At 64.4% G+C, this 15,328-nt stretch carries 18 protein-coding genes; 12 read left to right on the top strand and 6 right to left on the bottom strand.

Features of this window, described 5'->3' with window-relative positions; translation table 11 throughout:
- Positions 1-123 precede the first annotated feature (123 nt).
- Both EDE08_RS25495 and EDE08_RS25490 read left to right on the top strand, forming a co-directional pair.
- Positions 124-786 (top strand): SRPBCC family protein, encoded by a 663-nt coding sequence (locus EDE08_RS25495; RefSeq protein ID WP_131871487.1) that lies wholly within the window; start codon positions 124-126, stop codon positions 784-786.
- Positions 786-1,148: an ArsR/SmtB family transcription factor gene (locus EDE08_RS25490; protein ID WP_131871488.1), complete on the top strand. Its 363-nt coding sequence runs from the start codon at positions 786-788 to the stop codon at positions 1,146-1,148. Before EDE08_RS25495 ends, EDE08_RS25490 begins: the two co-directional genes overlap by 1 nt.
- Before the next feature lie 31 nt (positions 1,149-1,179).
- On the opposite strand, the gene EDE08_RS25485 is transcribed toward EDE08_RS25490, so the two are convergent.
- A complete protein-coding gene (locus EDE08_RS25485) occupies positions 1,180-2,061 on the bottom strand; it encodes a LysR family transcriptional regulator (RefSeq protein WP_131871489.1) in 882 nt (293 codons plus the stop codon).
- Positions 2,062-2,212: 151 nt separating this feature from the next.
- Here EDE08_RS25485 and EDE08_RS25480 point away from each other — a divergent pair, with 151 nt between their 5' ends.
- Positions 2,213-2,866 carry a hydrolase gene (locus EDE08_RS25480; protein WP_131871490.1) on the top strand — a complete coding sequence of 218 codons (654 nt, stop codon included), beginning with the start codon at positions 2,213-2,215 and terminating at the stop codon, positions 2,864-2,866.
- Between the two features lie 118 nt (positions 2,867-2,984).
- Here EDE08_RS25480 and EDE08_RS25475 read toward each other — a convergent pair whose 3' ends face one another.
- Positions 2,985-3,485 carry a peptide deformylase gene (locus EDE08_RS25475; protein WP_131871491.1) on the bottom strand — a complete coding sequence of 167 codons (501 nt, stop codon included), beginning with the start codon at positions 3,483-3,485 and terminating at the stop codon, positions 2,985-2,987.
- A gap of 79 nt (positions 3,486-3,564) precedes the next feature.
- Here EDE08_RS25475 and EDE08_RS25470 point away from each other — a divergent pair, with 79 nt between their 5' ends.
- Positions 3,565-4,149, top strand: coding sequence for a TetR/AcrR family transcriptional regulator (locus tag EDE08_RS25470; RefSeq protein WP_131871492.1), 585 nt, complete (start codon positions 3,565-3,567; stop codon positions 4,147-4,149).
- An 88-nt stretch (positions 4,150-4,237) separates the two neighbouring features.
- A complete protein-coding gene (locus tag EDE08_RS25465) occupies positions 4,238-4,816 on the top strand; it encodes a DUF308 domain-containing protein (RefSeq protein ID WP_131871493.1) in 579 nt (192 codons plus the stop codon).
- A 19-nt stretch (positions 4,817-4,835) separates the two neighbouring features.
- On the opposite strand, the gene EDE08_RS25460 is transcribed toward EDE08_RS25465, so the two are convergent.
- Both EDE08_RS25460 and EDE08_RS25455 read right to left on the bottom strand, forming a co-directional pair.
- A complete protein-coding gene (locus EDE08_RS25460) occupies positions 4,836-5,297 on the bottom strand; it encodes a cupin domain-containing protein (RefSeq protein WP_061876736.1) in 462 nt (153 codons plus the stop codon).
- Between the two features lie 186 nt (positions 5,298-5,483).
- Positions 5,484-6,284: a LysR family transcriptional regulator gene (locus EDE08_RS25455; protein WP_245524885.1), complete on the bottom strand. Its 801-nt coding sequence runs from the start codon at positions 6,282-6,284 to the stop codon at positions 5,484-5,486.
- Between the two features lie 123 nt (positions 6,285-6,407).
- On the opposite strand from EDE08_RS25455, the gene EDE08_RS25450 reads away from it, so the two are divergent.
- The 3 genes from EDE08_RS25450 (at position 6,408) to EDE08_RS25440 (ending at position 9,461) form a co-directional block, all read left to right on the top strand.
- Positions 6,408-6,959: a hypothetical protein gene (locus EDE08_RS25450; RefSeq protein WP_131871494.1), complete on the top strand. Its 552-nt coding sequence runs from the start codon at positions 6,408-6,410 to the stop codon at positions 6,957-6,959.
- Complete coding sequence (locus EDE08_RS25445) at positions 6,956-7,939, top strand: NAD(P)H-quinone oxidoreductase (RefSeq protein WP_131871495.1); 984 nt, start codon at positions 6,956-6,958, stop codon at positions 7,937-7,939. Before EDE08_RS25450 ends, EDE08_RS25445 begins: the two co-directional genes overlap by 4 nt.
- A gap of 301 nt (positions 7,940-8,240) precedes the next feature.
- Positions 8,241-9,461, top strand: a complete 1,221-nt coding sequence (locus EDE08_RS25440) for an MFS transporter (protein WP_131871496.1) — start codon at positions 8,241-8,243, stop codon at positions 9,459-9,461.
- A gap of 21 nt (positions 9,462-9,482) precedes the next feature.
- Here EDE08_RS25440 and EDE08_RS25435 read toward each other — a convergent pair whose 3' ends face one another.
- Together EDE08_RS25435 and EDE08_RS25430 are read right to left on the bottom strand one after the other, a co-directional pair.
- On the bottom strand, positions 9,483-9,869 hold the full coding sequence (locus tag EDE08_RS25435; protein ID WP_131871497.1) for an ester cyclase: 387 nt from the start codon (positions 9,867-9,869) through the stop codon (positions 9,483-9,485).
- Positions 9,870-9,924: 55 nt separating this feature from the next.
- Positions 9,925-10,797, bottom strand: a complete 873-nt coding sequence (locus EDE08_RS25430; RefSeq protein ID WP_131871498.1) for a bifunctional helix-turn-helix transcriptional regulator/GNAT family N-acetyltransferase — start codon at positions 10,795-10,797, stop codon at positions 9,925-9,927.
- 230 nt (positions 10,798-11,027) lie between these two features.
- On the opposite strand from EDE08_RS25430, the gene EDE08_RS25425 reads away from it, so the two are divergent.
- The 4 genes from EDE08_RS25425 (at position 11,028) to EDE08_RS25410 (ending at position 15,250) form a co-directional block, all read left to right on the top strand.
- Positions 11,028-12,692: an acetolactate synthase large subunit gene (locus EDE08_RS25425; protein WP_131871499.1), complete on the top strand. Its 1,665-nt coding sequence runs from the start codon at positions 11,028-11,030 to the stop codon at positions 12,690-12,692.
- A gap of 256 nt (positions 12,693-12,948) precedes the next feature.
- Complete coding sequence (locus EDE08_RS25420) at positions 12,949-13,296, top strand: Lin0512 family protein (RefSeq protein ID WP_036000921.1); 348 nt, start codon at positions 12,949-12,951, stop codon at positions 13,294-13,296.
- A gap of 4 nt (positions 13,297-13,300) precedes the next feature.
- On the top strand, positions 13,301-13,993 hold the full coding sequence (locus EDE08_RS25415; RefSeq protein WP_131871500.1) for a GNAT family N-acetyltransferase: 693 nt from the start codon (positions 13,301-13,303) through the stop codon (positions 13,991-13,993).
- 69 nt (positions 13,994-14,062) lie between these two features.
- Entirely contained in the window at positions 14,063-15,250 is a 1,188-nt protein-coding gene (locus EDE08_RS25410) for a serine hydrolase domain-containing protein (RefSeq protein WP_131871501.1), read from the top strand.
- The last annotated feature ends 78 nt before the right edge of the window (positions 15,251-15,328 follow it).

The raw sequence follows: 15,328 nt of genomic DNA, 5'->3' as shown, positions 1-15,328 counted from the left end.
GGCAGGCATTTTGTTCGCATCGCCTCACGAGGCGGTTTGACGCAGCGGCGCGGCTTAATATAAGTGTTGACTTATATTAGTAGCGATTGATATTCATCTGCGAAAGAAACAGGGAGAAGCGCAATGCAGATCGACGTCGCCAGGGTCTTGGGGCTTGTGACGCGCTCGGTGAGGAGCTTTGAGAAGGACGGGAAGCCGGCCAGCGCGGTGACGCTGACGCGTCTCTACGACACCGGCCTCGACGATCTCTGGGACGCCGTGACCAGCAGGGAGCGCATCCCGCGCTGGTTTCTGCCGGTCGAGGGAGACCTCCAACTCGGCGGCAAGTACCAGCTCAAGGGCAATGCGGGCGGCACCATTACGGCGTGTACGCCGCCGACGCATTTCGCGGCGACATGGGAATTCGGTGGCGCGACGAGTTGGATCGACGTCAAGCTGAGCGCAGAACGAAGCCAGGCGCGCCTGACGCTTGAGCACACCGCGATCATCGAGGATCATTGGAATCAGTTCGGCCCCGGTGCGGTGGGCATCGGCTGGGACCTCGCTCTTGCGGGACTCGAGCGATATCTTGCGACCGGGGCGTCGGTCGACCACGAGACGGCCGAGGCCTGGATGGTCTCGCCCGAGGGCAAGGACTTCATGACGGCAAGTGGCGAATATTGGCGTGCGGCGCATGTCGCGAGCGGGGTCGATCCCGACACGGCGAAGCAGCGCTCGGACCGAACCATTGCGTTCTATCGCGGTGAGATGCCGCCGGGCATCGCACATCCCGGCACAGGAAGCTGATGCACGCCTTCGAAGTCCTAGCCGATCCCGTGCGCCGTCGCATCCTCGAGCTGCTTGCGCCCGGGGAGATGGCGTCCGGCGAGGTCGTCGAAGCGATCGGGGCCGAATTCGGGATTACCCAGGCGGCGGTCTCGCAGCATCTCAAGGTGCTGCGAGAGAGCGGTTTCGCAACCGTTCGGGCGGAGGCGCAGCGGCGCCTCTATTCGGTCGACGTGGCGGGGCTGCAAGCGGTCGATGCCTGGATCGGTCAGTTCAGGAATTTCTGGGAGCCGAAGCTGGACGCGCTGGCAACCGAGATCGCGCGCGGCAAACGTGAGCGTCGCAACGCGCCGCTCACCAAAAGGAGCGGGAAAAGAGCTTGAGGTGATCGCGAATTGGGAGTGATGAGCGAGGTTACGCGGGCTGCGGAGCCGGCTCGCAATACTCGATCAGCAACTCGGTGAGGACCCGTATCTTGCGTGCGGGATGCTGGCCCGGCGGGCGGATCACATAGGCACCCGCCGGAGCCGGGGGATATCGTGTCATGACCGGCACGAGCGCGCCGGAGGTCACGTATTCATGGGTGAGCCTGTCGGGAAGATAGGCGATTCCAAGTCCTGCCAGCGCAGCGAAAACCAGAGCTGTGCCGTTGTCGGCCTTGAAGCGCCCCTGCGGACGAACCGTGACGATCTTGTCGCCATCCATGAGTTGCCACGCTTCGGTGCCCTGCATGAGGGCTTCATGGGTGAGGAGTTCCTCAGGCGATTCAGGCGACCCATGGGCCCTGATGTAGTCCGGGCTCGCGACAAGCTTCCCATAGACGGGTCCGACGCGTCTTGCGATCAGATCGGAGTCCTGAAGATAGCCAACTCTTATCGCGCAATCATATCCTTCTGCGATGAGATCGACGAACCGGTCGCTGTAGCAGGTTTGGATCTGAAGATGGGGATGGCGCCGGCCCATCTCCGCAAGGATGGGCGCGAAGTGGATCGGGCCGAAAGAAAGCGGCACTGCAACTCGCAAGCGGCCGCGCAAGTCTCCGGCGGGTAGAACTGCCTCCATCGCTGCGTCGATCTCGGCGCTGACTCTGGCGGCATGGTCTCGGAAAGTGACGCCGGCTTCCGTGAGCGCAGCCCCGCGGGTCGTTCTTGCAAGCAGTTGGACGCCAAGTTCCGCTTCAAGCCGGAGCAGCCGACGACTGACGATCGATTTGGCGACGCCCAGCCGGGCCGCGGCGGACGAGATTCCCCCGGCGTCGGCGATTTCGACGAACGTCCGTATGTCTTCAATATCCAATTCAGCGTCCCTCGTTCCGCGACACGGTGTACCTCACTGCGAGACTACCGTGTCGCGTCCGGGAACACCAATCTCCGCGTCGGCTACGTCCCTGCTGGCGTACGTCTTCGAAAAACCAGTGCCGCTCACGACGGCAGTAAAGGATGCAACGATGACTTTTCGTAACGGCCTTGCTTCGCTTCTTCGTCCCGAAGATTCGGTGCTCGTTCTGATCGACCACCAGCCTTACCAGCTTGCGAACGTGAACAGCCATGAACCGCAGATGGTGATCAACAACACCGCCGGTCTGGCCAAGGCCGCCAAAGCCTTCGGCGTTCCCACGATCCTGACCACGGTGATCGCTGAACGGGGAGGTCTCCTTTTCCCTCAGATCACGGACGTTTTCCCTGGCCAGGAAGTCATCGACCGGACGTACATCAACACCTGGGAGGATCGAAAGGTTGTGGACGCAGTCAAGGCAACGGGCCGCAAGCAGCTCATCATTGCCGGCCTGTGGACCGAAGTTTGCGTTGCGATGCCGGCTATTCAAGCCCGTGGCGAAGGCTGGGATGTAACGGTGATCACCGACGCCTCTGGCGCCGTTTCGGTGGAGGCCCACCAGGTCGCAATCCAGCGCATGATCGCGGCGGGCGTGAACATGATGACTTGGCTGGCGCTCGCCGCCGAATGGCAGCGCGACTGGGCTCGGACCGATCAAGCTGCCGCGCTGACGAAGGTGATCACCCAACATGCCGGCGGTAGCGGCATCGCGTTCCTGTGGGAGCAGCAGCTGCTCAACACGCCCGTACCCGGCAACGCGGGATGATCTGAGCGTGTAGGGTGGATTAGCCGAAGGCTGCGCGAAGCGCAGTCCGCCGGCGTAATCCACCGTTCCCTCGTTAGGCCGCGCTCTGATTGGTGGATTACGCTATCGCTAATCCACCCTACGAGCCCCGCGACATCTTCTCATACTTCTTCACCAGCCGCTCGCGCTTCAGCCGCGACAGCCGCTGGAGCCAGAACATGCCGTCGAGCTGATCGATCTCGTGCTGGTGGCATACCGCGCGCAAGCCGTCCGATTCCTCATGTTGCATATTGCCATCGAGATCCTGATAGCTGATGCGCACCTGCGCATGGCGCTGCACCTCGTCGGTGACCCCAGGCATCGAGACACTGCCCTCGCGGTGCAGGATCATCTTGGGCGAGGCCCACGTGATTTCCGGATTGACGTAAGTGCGCGCGCCGTCCTTGGCGTCGAGCTCCAGCACCACGACTCGCAAGGGCACGCCGATATGAGGCGCGGTGATGCCGATGCCGGGCGCGGCACGCATGGTCTCGAGCAGGTCGTTCGCGAGATCGCGCAAGCCGCCGTCGAAGGCGCTGACGGGGTGGGCCGGCAGCGCGAGCCGGCGGTCGGGATAGCGCACGATCGGGCGGATGGTCATGCAGGCTCCTACCACTCACTCACGGATCATTGAAGCATCCCGGCTTGACTGCCTACCTACTGGAAGGTAGCTAGGCGCCATGAGCACCGTTTCCTCGACCGCCGACGACATTCTTGCCTGCGCCCGCACGCTGATCATCGCGGGTGGCTATAATGGCTTCAGTTACGCCGACATCGCCGATGTCGTGGGCATCCGCAAGCCGAGCGTTCACCACCATTTCGCCAGCAAGGTCGATCTGGTCCGCACCCTCGTGTCGCGCTATCGCGAGGAGGCCCAGGCGGGGTTGTCGGCGCTCGAACGCAATGTCACTGATCCCGCCGACCAGCTCAGGAACTACGTGGGGTATTGGGAGGCGTGCATCAAGGATGCGACGGCTCCCTTCTGCGTCTGTGCGCTCCTGGCCAGCGAGCTTCCGATCCTGCCTGAGGAGGTGGCGCTCGAAGTCCGCGCGCACTTCCGTTTCCTGGCATCCTGGCTGACATCGGTCCTGGAGCGCGGCAAGCGGCAAGGACGGCTCCATCTCGCCAGCACGCCACGGGTCGAGGCGGAGGGATTCATGGCGACCGTTCACGGCGCGATGCTGTCGGCGCGCGCTTATGGCGATCCCAAGATGTTCGGAACCATCACCCGGCCGCTGCTGGACCGGCTTTCCACCAGGCACTGACGAGATCGACACAGGCCATGCCGGTCAGGGCGGCACGACGTTTCCGCATTCTATGCAAACTACCAACTAGTAGGTAAGGAGAAAAGAAATGAAAGATCGTGAGCTCGCTTTGGAGGCGGCCGACCAGGCGCAATGGCTGAAGCAATACTACTTCCTGCGTGCCGCGTTTTCCGTCGCCTGGGTCATTGCGGCCTTCGTGATCGCGCCAACGTCCGCGGTGATCGCAGCGGCGTTGCTCGTCGCCTATCCGGCCTGGGACGCAGCCGCCAATTATCTCGACGCGCTCTCCAGCGGCGGCTTGAACCAGAACCGCACGCAGGGCGTGAACGTGCTGGTCAGTCTGGCGACCACCATCGCGGTCATCCTGGCCTTGCAGGTGAGCATGAACTGGGTGCTCGGAATCTTCGGGGCATGGGCGATCCTGTCCGGATTGCTCCAGCTCGGCACGGCCGTGCGGCGCTGGAGGCGTTTCGGCGCGCAATGGGCCATGGTGCTCAGCGGTGGCCAGTCGGCGCTGGCGGGCGGCTTCTTCATCTTTCAGGCCTCGATGCCTGCGGTGCCATCGATCGCGAACGTCGCGGGCTATGCTGCGGTCGGCGCGCTCTACTTCCTGGTCTCGGCGGCCTGGCTCACCGTCAGCACGTGGCGCCGCAGCGCGGCCATGTGAGGCGTTGCTCCCAGACGCTTCACGCGTCCGGATAAGGCGTGCCGTCCTTGTGCAGGAAGCGGCCGTCGGATGCCGGGCTCATCATGTCGATGTCGGAGCAGGTGATGAGGTCGGCTTGCGAGCGCGAGCCGACCTCGAGATAGACAGCCGTCGCATTCGACCTGTTGATCATGTGATGGCCGTTGCCGCTTGCCTTGGGGAAGGCCGCGCAATCGCCGGCGCGCAGCACGGTTTCGCCGCCATCCTCGATCAGCGTCACCTCGCCATCGAGGATGTAGACGAATTCGTCCTCGTGCGAATGCCAGTGCCGCTGGCTCGACCAGCCGCCCGGCGGCAGGCGCATCAGGTTGACCCCGAAATCCGACAAGCCCCCGGCATCGCCGAGCCGCTGCCGGATGCGCTCGGCACAGGCAGCATCGAATGGTGCGGGGTAGCCGGAGCCCTTGCGGGCCGGCACGACGGCAATGTCGATCTTTGGCATGGAGGGGTCTCCTGCAATTTCAGGCACTGATGATGGGGCGGATGGTCATGATGTCATTGGCGTTGGCAACTAAGCCCACACCGGCGGCGACCCGATTGAATCCCGCAAGGCGGCAGTCAGGATCGTCAGTTTGGCTGACGGCTGGACCAGGGCACGCAACAGATAGACGCCGGCCTTCGCCTCATTTCACCGTTCGTCGTCGAGCGGGATTCGTGTCAATGAACCGGCGCGGACATCCGTCCCGACAACCCAGTCTGCCAGGAATGCGATGCCGATGCCGGCGAGCGCCGCGAGCCGCATCGCTTCGAAGTCGTCGCACCGAAACACGGCTTGCGGCCCGGGCGCTGCGCCCGCGGGGTGACCAAGCACGTCCGTCCAGCCCAGCAGGTCGGCGCCGTGCAATTTGTCGATCAGCCGATGGCCGGTGAGGTCTTTCGCTTCGGTCGGTGTGCCGTGACGATCAAGATAGGCGGGAGCGGCGACCAGCATCCTGTTCTGCGATGCCAGCTTGGTCGCGATGAGAGTGCTGTCGGCAAGTTCGCCGATCCGGATCACGGCATCGAGCCGCTCCAGCACGGGATCAGCGAGCCTTTCCGTGAGATCGAGCTCGACCGTGAGGCCGGGATGATCCCGCATCACCGTTTCCAGGGTGGGGATCACGTAGCGCTTGCCAAAGGTGGGAAAGCAGGCAAGGCGAAGAACGCCGGTGACCGCACCATCGAAAGCGGCGATCTCGGCGTGCGTGTCGGCCAGGTCGTCGAGTAACCGCTGTGCGCGTTCGAACAGTCGTTCTCCGGCGTCGGTCATCGCGAGCGCGCGGGTCGAGCGCACCAGCAGGGGCACCCCGACGCTGTGCTCCAGCGCGTCGGTCTGCCTGACGATGGCCGAGGGTGTCACACCGCGATGACGTGCGGCGCTGGAGAAGCTCCTGCCACGAACCACGTCAACATAGATGGCCAGATGTTCCGCAAAACGCGGGTCTTTCATCTTTGCGCCTTTCGCAAAAGGGTTTCGAGCTCAACGTTCATTATCATCAACCCTCAAAGGCCGTATCTCCTCTCTCGAAGGCGGGCCTTATCGGCCTAAGCCATTGAATGGAAGGAGATTATCATGAAGGTTCTCGATCGCATCCTGTCGCAATCGGCCTATACCGCGGTCATTGATGTGCCGCTCGACCGGGTGGACATCGCCGAATGGCTGTTCACGCTCTCCGAAGCCGAATATCTGCGCTGCTGCCCGCCTGATCACATTGCGGCCGGTGTCAGCACCACAGACGACGGACGCCGCATGATGATCAACGTCGAGCAGATCGGCACCGGGCTGGTCATCCAACACTACGTCGCGGAAGAGGCCGGCAAGACCTACTGCCGCATGAATTCAATCTCGGACGTGTTTACGACAAATGGCCGGACCCAGGTCAACGTGATCTGGGAGCTGAAGGCCGAAGCCATCGATGACGGGCGCACACGCTATACGAACAGCGTCACGGCACATCCGACCGACGTCTTCATGGCATTCCTGGACAAGCACGGCATTTCCTTCGAAGACGCCGCCAACGCCCGCCAAGCGGCCGGAAGCGACCACAATCGCCGCGAGACGCCGTTGTTCGCCGCCAGCATCGCGCGGCGCGCCAAGGCCCATGTACAGGAGCAGGCAAAGTGAAAGGCATCGTCTATGACGGCTTCGGTCCGGCGGAGGTTCTCCGCCTGGCCGAAGTGCCCGGGCCGCAGATTCGTCCCCACGACCTGCTGGTGCGTGTGAAGGCGGCAGGCGTCAATCGCGCGGATATTCTCCAGCGAAACGGCGCCTACGGCAACCAGAGCTTTGGCGAGAGCACCCTGCTTGGCCTCGAACTGGCCGGCGAAGTCGTTGGCGTCGGCAGCGAAGTCGACGACGTCTCGATCGGGCAGCGTGTGATGGCGATCGTCGGCGGAGGGGCGTATGCCGAATTCGCCCGGGTCGACCGTCGCATGGCGATCGGGATTCCCGGCAATCTCTCGTTCGTCGAGGGCGCGGCGATCATGGAATCATTCGTCACGGCCGTCGAATCGGTTTCACATGTTGCAGGCGTCGGGCAAGGTCAAACCGTCCTGGTTCACGGTGCCGCGGGCGGAGTCGGCTCCGCCTGCGTGCAGGTCGCCCATGCGCTGGGCGCCACCGTCTACGCAACGGCGAGCGCTTCGCGGTTGGCGGACGTCGGCAGCATCGGCGCCGCCGCTGTGATCGACTATCGTGCCGACGATTTTGAAGGCGTTGTCGCGAGGCTTACCGATCATCGCGGCGTTGACGCCGTGATCGATTTCGTCGGCGGCGACTACCTGCCGCGCAACCTTCGCAGCCTTCGGCCAGGCGGAATCCTGGTTCAGGTCGGTATTTTGAGCGGCCAGCACGCCACCTCGATTCCGCTCAATCTGCTGCTCCACAACCATTTGCGATTGGTGGGCACCGTCATGAAATCTCGAGGCATGGACGAGAAGCGGGCGATGGTCCGACGTTTCGCTGAAGGGTTTTTGCCGCTGTTCGCGTCGGGAGGCCTGAAACCGTTGGTCGACCGGGTGTTTCCGCTCGAGCGCGCCGCCGATGCCCATCGCAGCGTGGAGCGCGGCGGCGGGTTTGGAAAGGTTGTCCTGGCGGTGGATTGAGCGCGGGCCGGGGTATCGTCCGTGTGCACGAACGGGCCGTCCAAATTCGCTCATCTGAGCGCGATGCTCTCATGGGACGATGCCATCGTCCCGGTGTTTTGCCCGACGTGTCAATCGTGGCCCCGCCGAGATGACCGTTCTCGCAAGTCATTGATCTCGCGAGGGCCCGCTACTGTGCATGGGGTTGTTTTTCGTGTTTTGTTCGGGTCGGGAAACCCTACGACAAAAAATGGCATCAGCCTGTCGGTCGGCACAGTTCCTGTTCGTCTTCCAGGCGAGACAGATCTGACCGGAGACCGAAATGCCTTCTTCGAATTATCGCTGGGTGATCGTCGCCGCCGGCGGTTTGCTCGGCTGCGTCGCGATCGGCGGCATGTTTTCGCTGCCGGTGTTCCTGCAGCCGATCGCAAAGGACACCGGTTGGTCGGTGACGGGCATCTCCAGCGCGATGACGATCGGCTTTCTGGCGATGGCTTTCACTAGCATGGCCTGGGGCACGGCGTCGGACAGGTTCGGGCCGCTGCCGGTGGTGCTGACGGGATCGACCGTGCTTGCGCTCAGCCTGTTCGCGGCGAGCCACGCGACCTCGCTCCTCGTGTTCCAGGTCGTGTTCGGCCTCCTGGTAGGCGCCGCCTGTGCGGCGATCTTCGCGCCGATGATGGCGACCGTCACCGGCTGGTTCGACACAAATCGCAGCCTCGCCGTGTCGCTGGTTTCCGCCGGCATGGGCATGGCGCCGATGACGATGTCGCCGCTGGCGGCCTGGCTCGTCTCCGGCCACGACTGGCGCACCTCGATGCAGATCGTCGCGCTGGTGGTCGGCGCCATCATGATCCCGGTCTCGTTCCTGGTGCGCCGTCCGCCGGCGCTCGCGCAGGCCGCGGCCGCGCCGGCGGGCGAGGGCGCAGCGCAAAGCGAGATGTCGATGGGCGAAGCGTTGCGCTCGCCGCAATTCCTCATTCTGCTTGCCACCAATTTCTTCTGCTGCGCGACCCATTCCGGCCCGATCATCCACACCGTCAGCTATGCCGTGAGCTGCGGCATCCCGCTGGTCGCGGCGGTGACGATCTACAGCATCGAGGGGTTTGCCGGCCTCGGCGGACGCATCGCCTTCGGCCTGATGGGCGACCGCTTCGGCGCCAAGCGCGTGCTGGTCTCCGGCCTGCTGCTGCAGGCGTTCGGCGCGCTCGCCTACGTCTTCGCGCATCAGCTCACGACGTTCTATGCGGTCGGCGCCATCTTCGGTTTCATCTATGCCGGCACCATGCCGCTCTACGCCGTGCTCATCCGCGAGAACTTTCCGCTCAAGATGATGGGTACGGTGATCGGCGGCACGGCGATGGCCGGCAGCCTCGGCATGGCCACCGGCCCGCTCGCCGGAGGCCTGATCTATGACGCCTTCTCCAGCTATGCCTGGCTCTATATCGCCTCCTGGGCGATGGGCCTGGGTGCCTTCCTGATGGCGATGACGTTCCGCCCATTCGCAAAGCCGCAAGGCGAGGCGGCGCCGGCGGCGGCGTGAGTTCCGGATCGAGGCGGGGCGTCAGAGCTGCGCCTCGATCGCCGCCTTGTCGATCACCGACCAGACCTGCCGGATCCTTCGGTCTTGAAATTCGTAGAACACGTTCTCGCAAAAGGTCACGCGCCTTCCATTGACCGCAAGACCCAGGAATGTTCCGGCTGGTGTGCAATCGAACTTCAGCCGGGCCGCGATGCGGGGAGGATCGGGGATCAGCGTCTCGATGTGGAACTGCAGATCCGGGATCTCCCGAACGTCCCGCTCCAGCATCGCGCGATAGCCGGCCAGCCCAAGGGGCCGCGCGTTGTGGACGACCTTCTCATGCACGAATTGTCCGAGAGCCGGCCAGTCCCGCCGATTGAGACAGCCGATGTAGTCGCGATAGATGGCGGCAAGCTCGTCTCTTCTCATAGCGAAGCTCCTGCGGCTTCGACCATAACGTACCGGGATCGCGAACCGGTCCAGCTCACAGCCGCTTTTCGAAGAACAGGTCCGGATAGGGATCGTCGTTGAAGCGGGGGATCTCGCGCCAACCCGTGCTGCGATAGAGCTGACCGGCTTCGGGCAGCGCGCTGTTGGTGTCGAGCCGCAGCAGCGCGATGCCGAGTTCCCGCGCCGCGCTCTCGGCCGCATCCATCAGGCGGCGGCCGAGCCGCAATCCGCGCGCGGCAGGCGCCACCCAGAGCCGCTTGATCTCGGCATAGCCGTGATCGGTTCCCTTCAAGCCCACGCAGCCGATCGGCAGCGTGTCCGACATCGCGACGAGGAATGTGCCGCGCGGCCGGCGCATGTCCTTGGCGTCGGGGTCGCGCGACAATGAGACGTCGAAGCCGTGTTTGAAGCGGCGGCCGAGCTCGGCATAGTACTCGCCGAGGCAGTAGCGCGCTTCCTCGCACCGCGGATCCATCTCTTCCAGCGCCACGCGCTCGCGCGTCAGCGCGGAGGCGATCAGGTCCATCGCCGCCAGCAGCGCCTCGCGCTGCGAATGTTGCGCGAGGAAGCCTTCCGCCTGCGCGTTCGACAGCGCCTCGTAGGCCGCGAACTCGCGACGGCCCGCCCGCGTCAGCTTTGCCATGCGCCGGCGCGCATCGTCTTCGCGCGCGGTGGTCTCGATCAGCCCCTCGTCCTCGAGGCTGCGGAGCAGCCGGCTCATCAAGCCGGAATCGAGACCGAGATAGTCGCGGATTTCCGCCACGTCCGAGCGCCCGTGCCCGATCGCATTGAGCACCCGCGCCGCTCCAAGCGGCCGACTGCGCCCGAGGAAGGAATTGTCGAGCGCACCGACGGCGGACGTGACGGCACGGTTGAAGCGGCGGACGCGCGAGATCGGGTCCAGCATGATATCTGACTATAGTCAGAGACATTGGCCTGTCAATCGCGTGGGGAAATCTGGCGGCCCGCCGCCGCGATGAAGCGTGGAGGAAGCCGCTGGTCCGTACCGCCTCGTTGCGCGCGCCATGACGAGGTTGATCCGGCCGCGCCTTTCTTTGTGAGTTGTGCCGAAGCCGCGAGCCGCTACGATCTGCCGACTGCCGTGGAACACGGCAGCGAGCATGGGCGGGAGGCGGCATGAGCGGGCAGGAACGCAAGACGAAAGGATCGGACCTGTTTGTCGCCGCGCTGGAGAACGAGGGCGTCGATCGCATCTTCGGCATTCCCGGCGAAGAGAATCTCGATCTGGTCGAATCGCTGCGCGCCTCCAGGATCGAGCTGATCCTGACCCGCCACGAGCAGGCCGCGGCCTTCATGGCCGCCACGCACGGGCGGCTGACCGGCAAGCCCGGCGTCTGCCTGTCGACGCTCGGCCCCGGCGCGCTCAACCTGTCGACCGGCGCCGCCTATGCGCATCTCGGCGCGATGCCGATGATCCTGATCACCGGCCAGAAGCCGATCATGAGCAGCCGGCAGGCCCGGTTCCAGATCGTGGACGTGGTGGCGACCATGAAGCCGCTGACCAAGCTGTCGCGGCAGATCGTCAGCGCCTCCAGCATTCCGACCGTGGTGCGCGACGCCTTTCGCGTCGCCATGGAGGAGCTGCCCGGGCCGGTGCATCTCGAGCTGCCCGAGGACATCGCGGGCGACGAGGTGCCTGCGGTCCCCGTGATCCAGGTCCATCCGATCGAGATCCCGGTCGCCCATCGTGCGGCGCTCGACCGCGCCGCCGAGATGATCATGGCGGCCAGGCGCCCGCTGCTGATGATGGGTGCGGCGACCAGCCGGCCGCGGTCGACCCACGGCATTGCGAGTTTCGTGCGACGCACCGGCATTCCGTTCTTCACGACGCAGATGGGCAAAGGCACCGTGCCCGGCGGCACCAATCTCTACATCGGCACGGCTGCGCTGTCGGAGCGCGATTACGTCCATGACGCCATCGACGCCGCTGACCTGATCGTTGCGATCGGCCACGACCCGATCGAGAAGCCGCCCTTCATCATGGGACCGTCAGGGCCGAAGGTCATACACGTCAGCTATACCTCGGCCAGCGTCGAGCAGGTCTACTTTCCGGATGCCGAGGTCGTCGGGGATGTCGGCCCGAGCCTGGAGCTGCTGGCCGATCGGCTCGAAGGCAAGCTGCCGCAGGCGGCAGCGCTGCTGCCGTTGCGGGAGGAAATCCTTGCTCACATCGCCGATCGCGCCACCGAGGCGCGCTGGCCGCCGACGCCGCAGCGGATCGTGCACGACATCCGCCAGGTGATCCCCGAGAACGGCATCGTCGCGCTCGACAACGGCATGTACAAGATCTGGTTTGCGCGCAACTACCGCACCCGCGTCGCCAACACGCTGCTGCTCGACAATGCGCTGGCGACCATGGGTGCCGGCCTGCCGTCGGCAATGATGGCCGCGATGCTCTATCCCGACCGCCGCGTGCTTGCGGTCGCCGGCGACGGCGGCTTCATGATGAACAGCCAGGAGATGGAGACTGCGGTCCGCCTCAAGCTCAATCTGGTCGTGCTGGTGCTGGAGGACAACGCCTACGGCATGATCCGCTGGAAGCAGGCCGTCGATCACTTTGCGGATTACGGCATGACGTTCGGCAATCCGGACTTCGTGCTCTACGCGAAGGCCTATGGCGCCAAGGGCCATCGCATCGAGAGCATCGACAGTTTTGGTCCGACGCTCGACGCGGCTTTCAGGGAAGGCGGCGTGCATCTGGTCTCAATCCCGATCGATTATTCGGAGAACGTGCGGGTGCTGGTCGACGAGTTGCGGGCACATGAGAAGGCGAAAGAGTGAAACAGTCTCGTCCCCCGGACGCAGCGCAGCGCCCCTTGGCGGTGCGCTGCGGAGCCGGGGCCCATCCATCAGCCAGCTCTGTGGCTTCCCGGGTCCCGGCTCTGCGCAGCAACGCCACAAGCGCGTTTACGCGCGTCTTCGACACGCTATGGCGTTGCAGCGCGTCCGGGACACGAGAGGAAACCTAACTTATGTCGTGGTCTCCAATCGCCGACACACAATCATTCAATCACCACACCAACCACAGGAATATCAAATGCCTCGCGTTCGTTGTGTCACCGAGATGGGCATGGGCGTCGACGTTCACGGCAGGGATGCCACCAAGGCGGCCAAGCGTGCAGTGTCGGATGCCATCAGGCATTCCAGCCTCGGCTTCTTCCGGATGATCGGCAAGACGGCCAACGACATGTTCGTCGACGTCACGATCGGCGTGCCCAACCCCGAGGCGGTGGACAAGGAAGCGGTTGCGAAAGAGCTGCCCTACGGCACCGTGACCGTCACTGCGGTCAAGGGCGGGCTGGAGATCCCCTCGGCCACGGAAGTGGCCAACGACCCCATTCTCATCGCCAACGCCGCCGTCATCGTCAGCTTCGACAAGGACTAGGCCGATGTCCGATAGCGATGAGGCGCTGCTGGATCGTCCGATCTGGAGCGCGCTGACGACGAGCCACAAGCACTTGGCCGAGGGTGGCCCGCTCGCGCGGCGCTATCCCATCGACATGACGCCGTTTGCCGACATGGTCGACATGTCCGAGGCAAGTTTTGCGGCGCTCGGCGATCTCATGTCGGGCTCGCAAGTCGCGGTGCTGTTCACGCCCGAGCCGGTCGAAATTCCCGCCGGCTTCAAGGTGCTGCTCGCCGAGCCCGGCGAGCAGATGATCGGCTCGCCGGCCGACAGCTTGCTTCGTGATGCCGAGATCGTCACATTGGGTGCTGCCGACGTTCCCGCGATGATGGCGCTGACCGAGCTGACGAAGCCCGGTCCATTCGCGCTGCGTACCCATGAACTCGGCACGTTCCTCGGAATTCGCGCCGGCGGCGAACTGGTTGCGATGACGGGAGAGCGGATGAAGCCGGGAAAGTTCGTCGAGATGACGGCCGTCTGCGTGCATCCGGACTATCGTGGACGCGGTTATGCGCAGGCGCTGCTCGCGGCGGTCGCGCGCCGGATCGAGGCGCGCGGCGAGATTCCGTTCCTGCACGTGTTTTCGAGCAATAGCTCTGCGATTGCGCTGTACCAGCGGCAGGGCATGCGGATTCGGCGTCGGCTGCAGGTCACCGTGCTGATGAAGCAGGGATGACCCGCGGGGTGGGCTTCATATCCTGCGAAATCGCGCTATATCGATTCCAACCACAATTGGGGGGAGCACATGGACGCCAGAACACCTGATTTTTCCGCCGTACGGACGGCGATGCAACGCTACGTCGATCAGGAGATCATTCCCGGCGTATCCTGGGCCGTGCTGCGCGGCCGCGAGGTGGTCGATCAGCAATGCGTCGGCTTTGCCGACCGAGAGGCGAACACGACGCTGCGGCCCGACCATATCTTCCGCGCGTTTTCGAACACCAAGATCTTCGTCACCTGCGCGATCATGCTGCTGGTGGAGGAAGGCCGCATCGGGCCCGATGATCCGGTCGAAAAATTCCTGCCGCAGCTCGGCAATCGCAAGGTGCTCAAGCAGGGTGCGGCAAGTCTTTCGGACGTCGAGCCGGCGAAGAGCCCGATCACGATCCGCCAGCTCCTGACCCATACTTCCGGTCTCAGCTACGGCATCTTCGATCCCGGCACGGTGCTGTTCAAAGGCTACAACGAGGCGCGCGTGCTCAATCCGCTGACGCCGCTAACCGACCTGATCGACCAGCTCGCCGAGCTGCCGCTGTCCTATCACCCTGGTACGGCCTGGGAATATTCGGTGGCGACGGACGTGCTCGGCCGTCTCGTGGAGGTCGTCTCCGGCCAGGCGCTCGATGTCTTTCTGAAATTGCGCATCTTCGATCCGCTCGGCATGACCGATACCGGCTTCCACGTGCCGGAGGCGCAGCAGGGCAGGCTGGTCGCGCTCTACAATGGCGCTGATGTGCTCGATCCCATGAAGCCCGGCCTCACCCGGGCGGACCATCTGCCTTATCCGCAAGCCTATCGGCGGCAATTGCCGCGGCTGTCGGGCGGTGGCGGTCTGGTCTCGACCTTACCCGATATGCTGGCGCTGGTCCGCGCGCTGCTGCCCGGTTCGGACACGCTGCTGAAGCCGGACACGCTGCGGCAGATGATGACGAACCAGCTGCCCGCGGGGCAGACCATCCGCTTCGCCAATCTCGGCCCGATCCCCGGCAAGGGATTCGGCCTCGGCGGCGCTGTCACCTTCGCTCCGACACCGTTCGATCCGCCGAACTCGACCGGCGAATTCCAGTGGGGCGGCCTTGCCGGCACCCATTGGTGGATTTGCCCCGAAGCCAATACCGCCGGCGTGCTGATGGCCCAGCGCTACATGGGCTTCTGGAATCCGTTCTTCTTCGAGTTCAAGCGCCTGGCCTATCAGGCGGTCGGCGCGGGCTGACGCGGAACGCGGCGGCCCGGTCATCGAGCTCTGCCGCGACAAAGCAAAGCGAGCGGAAGGCGTTGCCTCCCGCTCGCG

It is taken from the genome of Bradyrhizobium sp. R2.2-H (genome assembly GCF_004346455.1).
Taxonomy (GTDB): Bacteria; Pseudomonadota; Alphaproteobacteria; order Rhizobiales; family Xanthobacteraceae; genus Bradyrhizobium; species Bradyrhizobium diversitatis.
The sequence above is the reverse complement of the archived record's forward strand: the minus strand, read 5'-3'. Positions and strand labels throughout refer to the sequence as shown.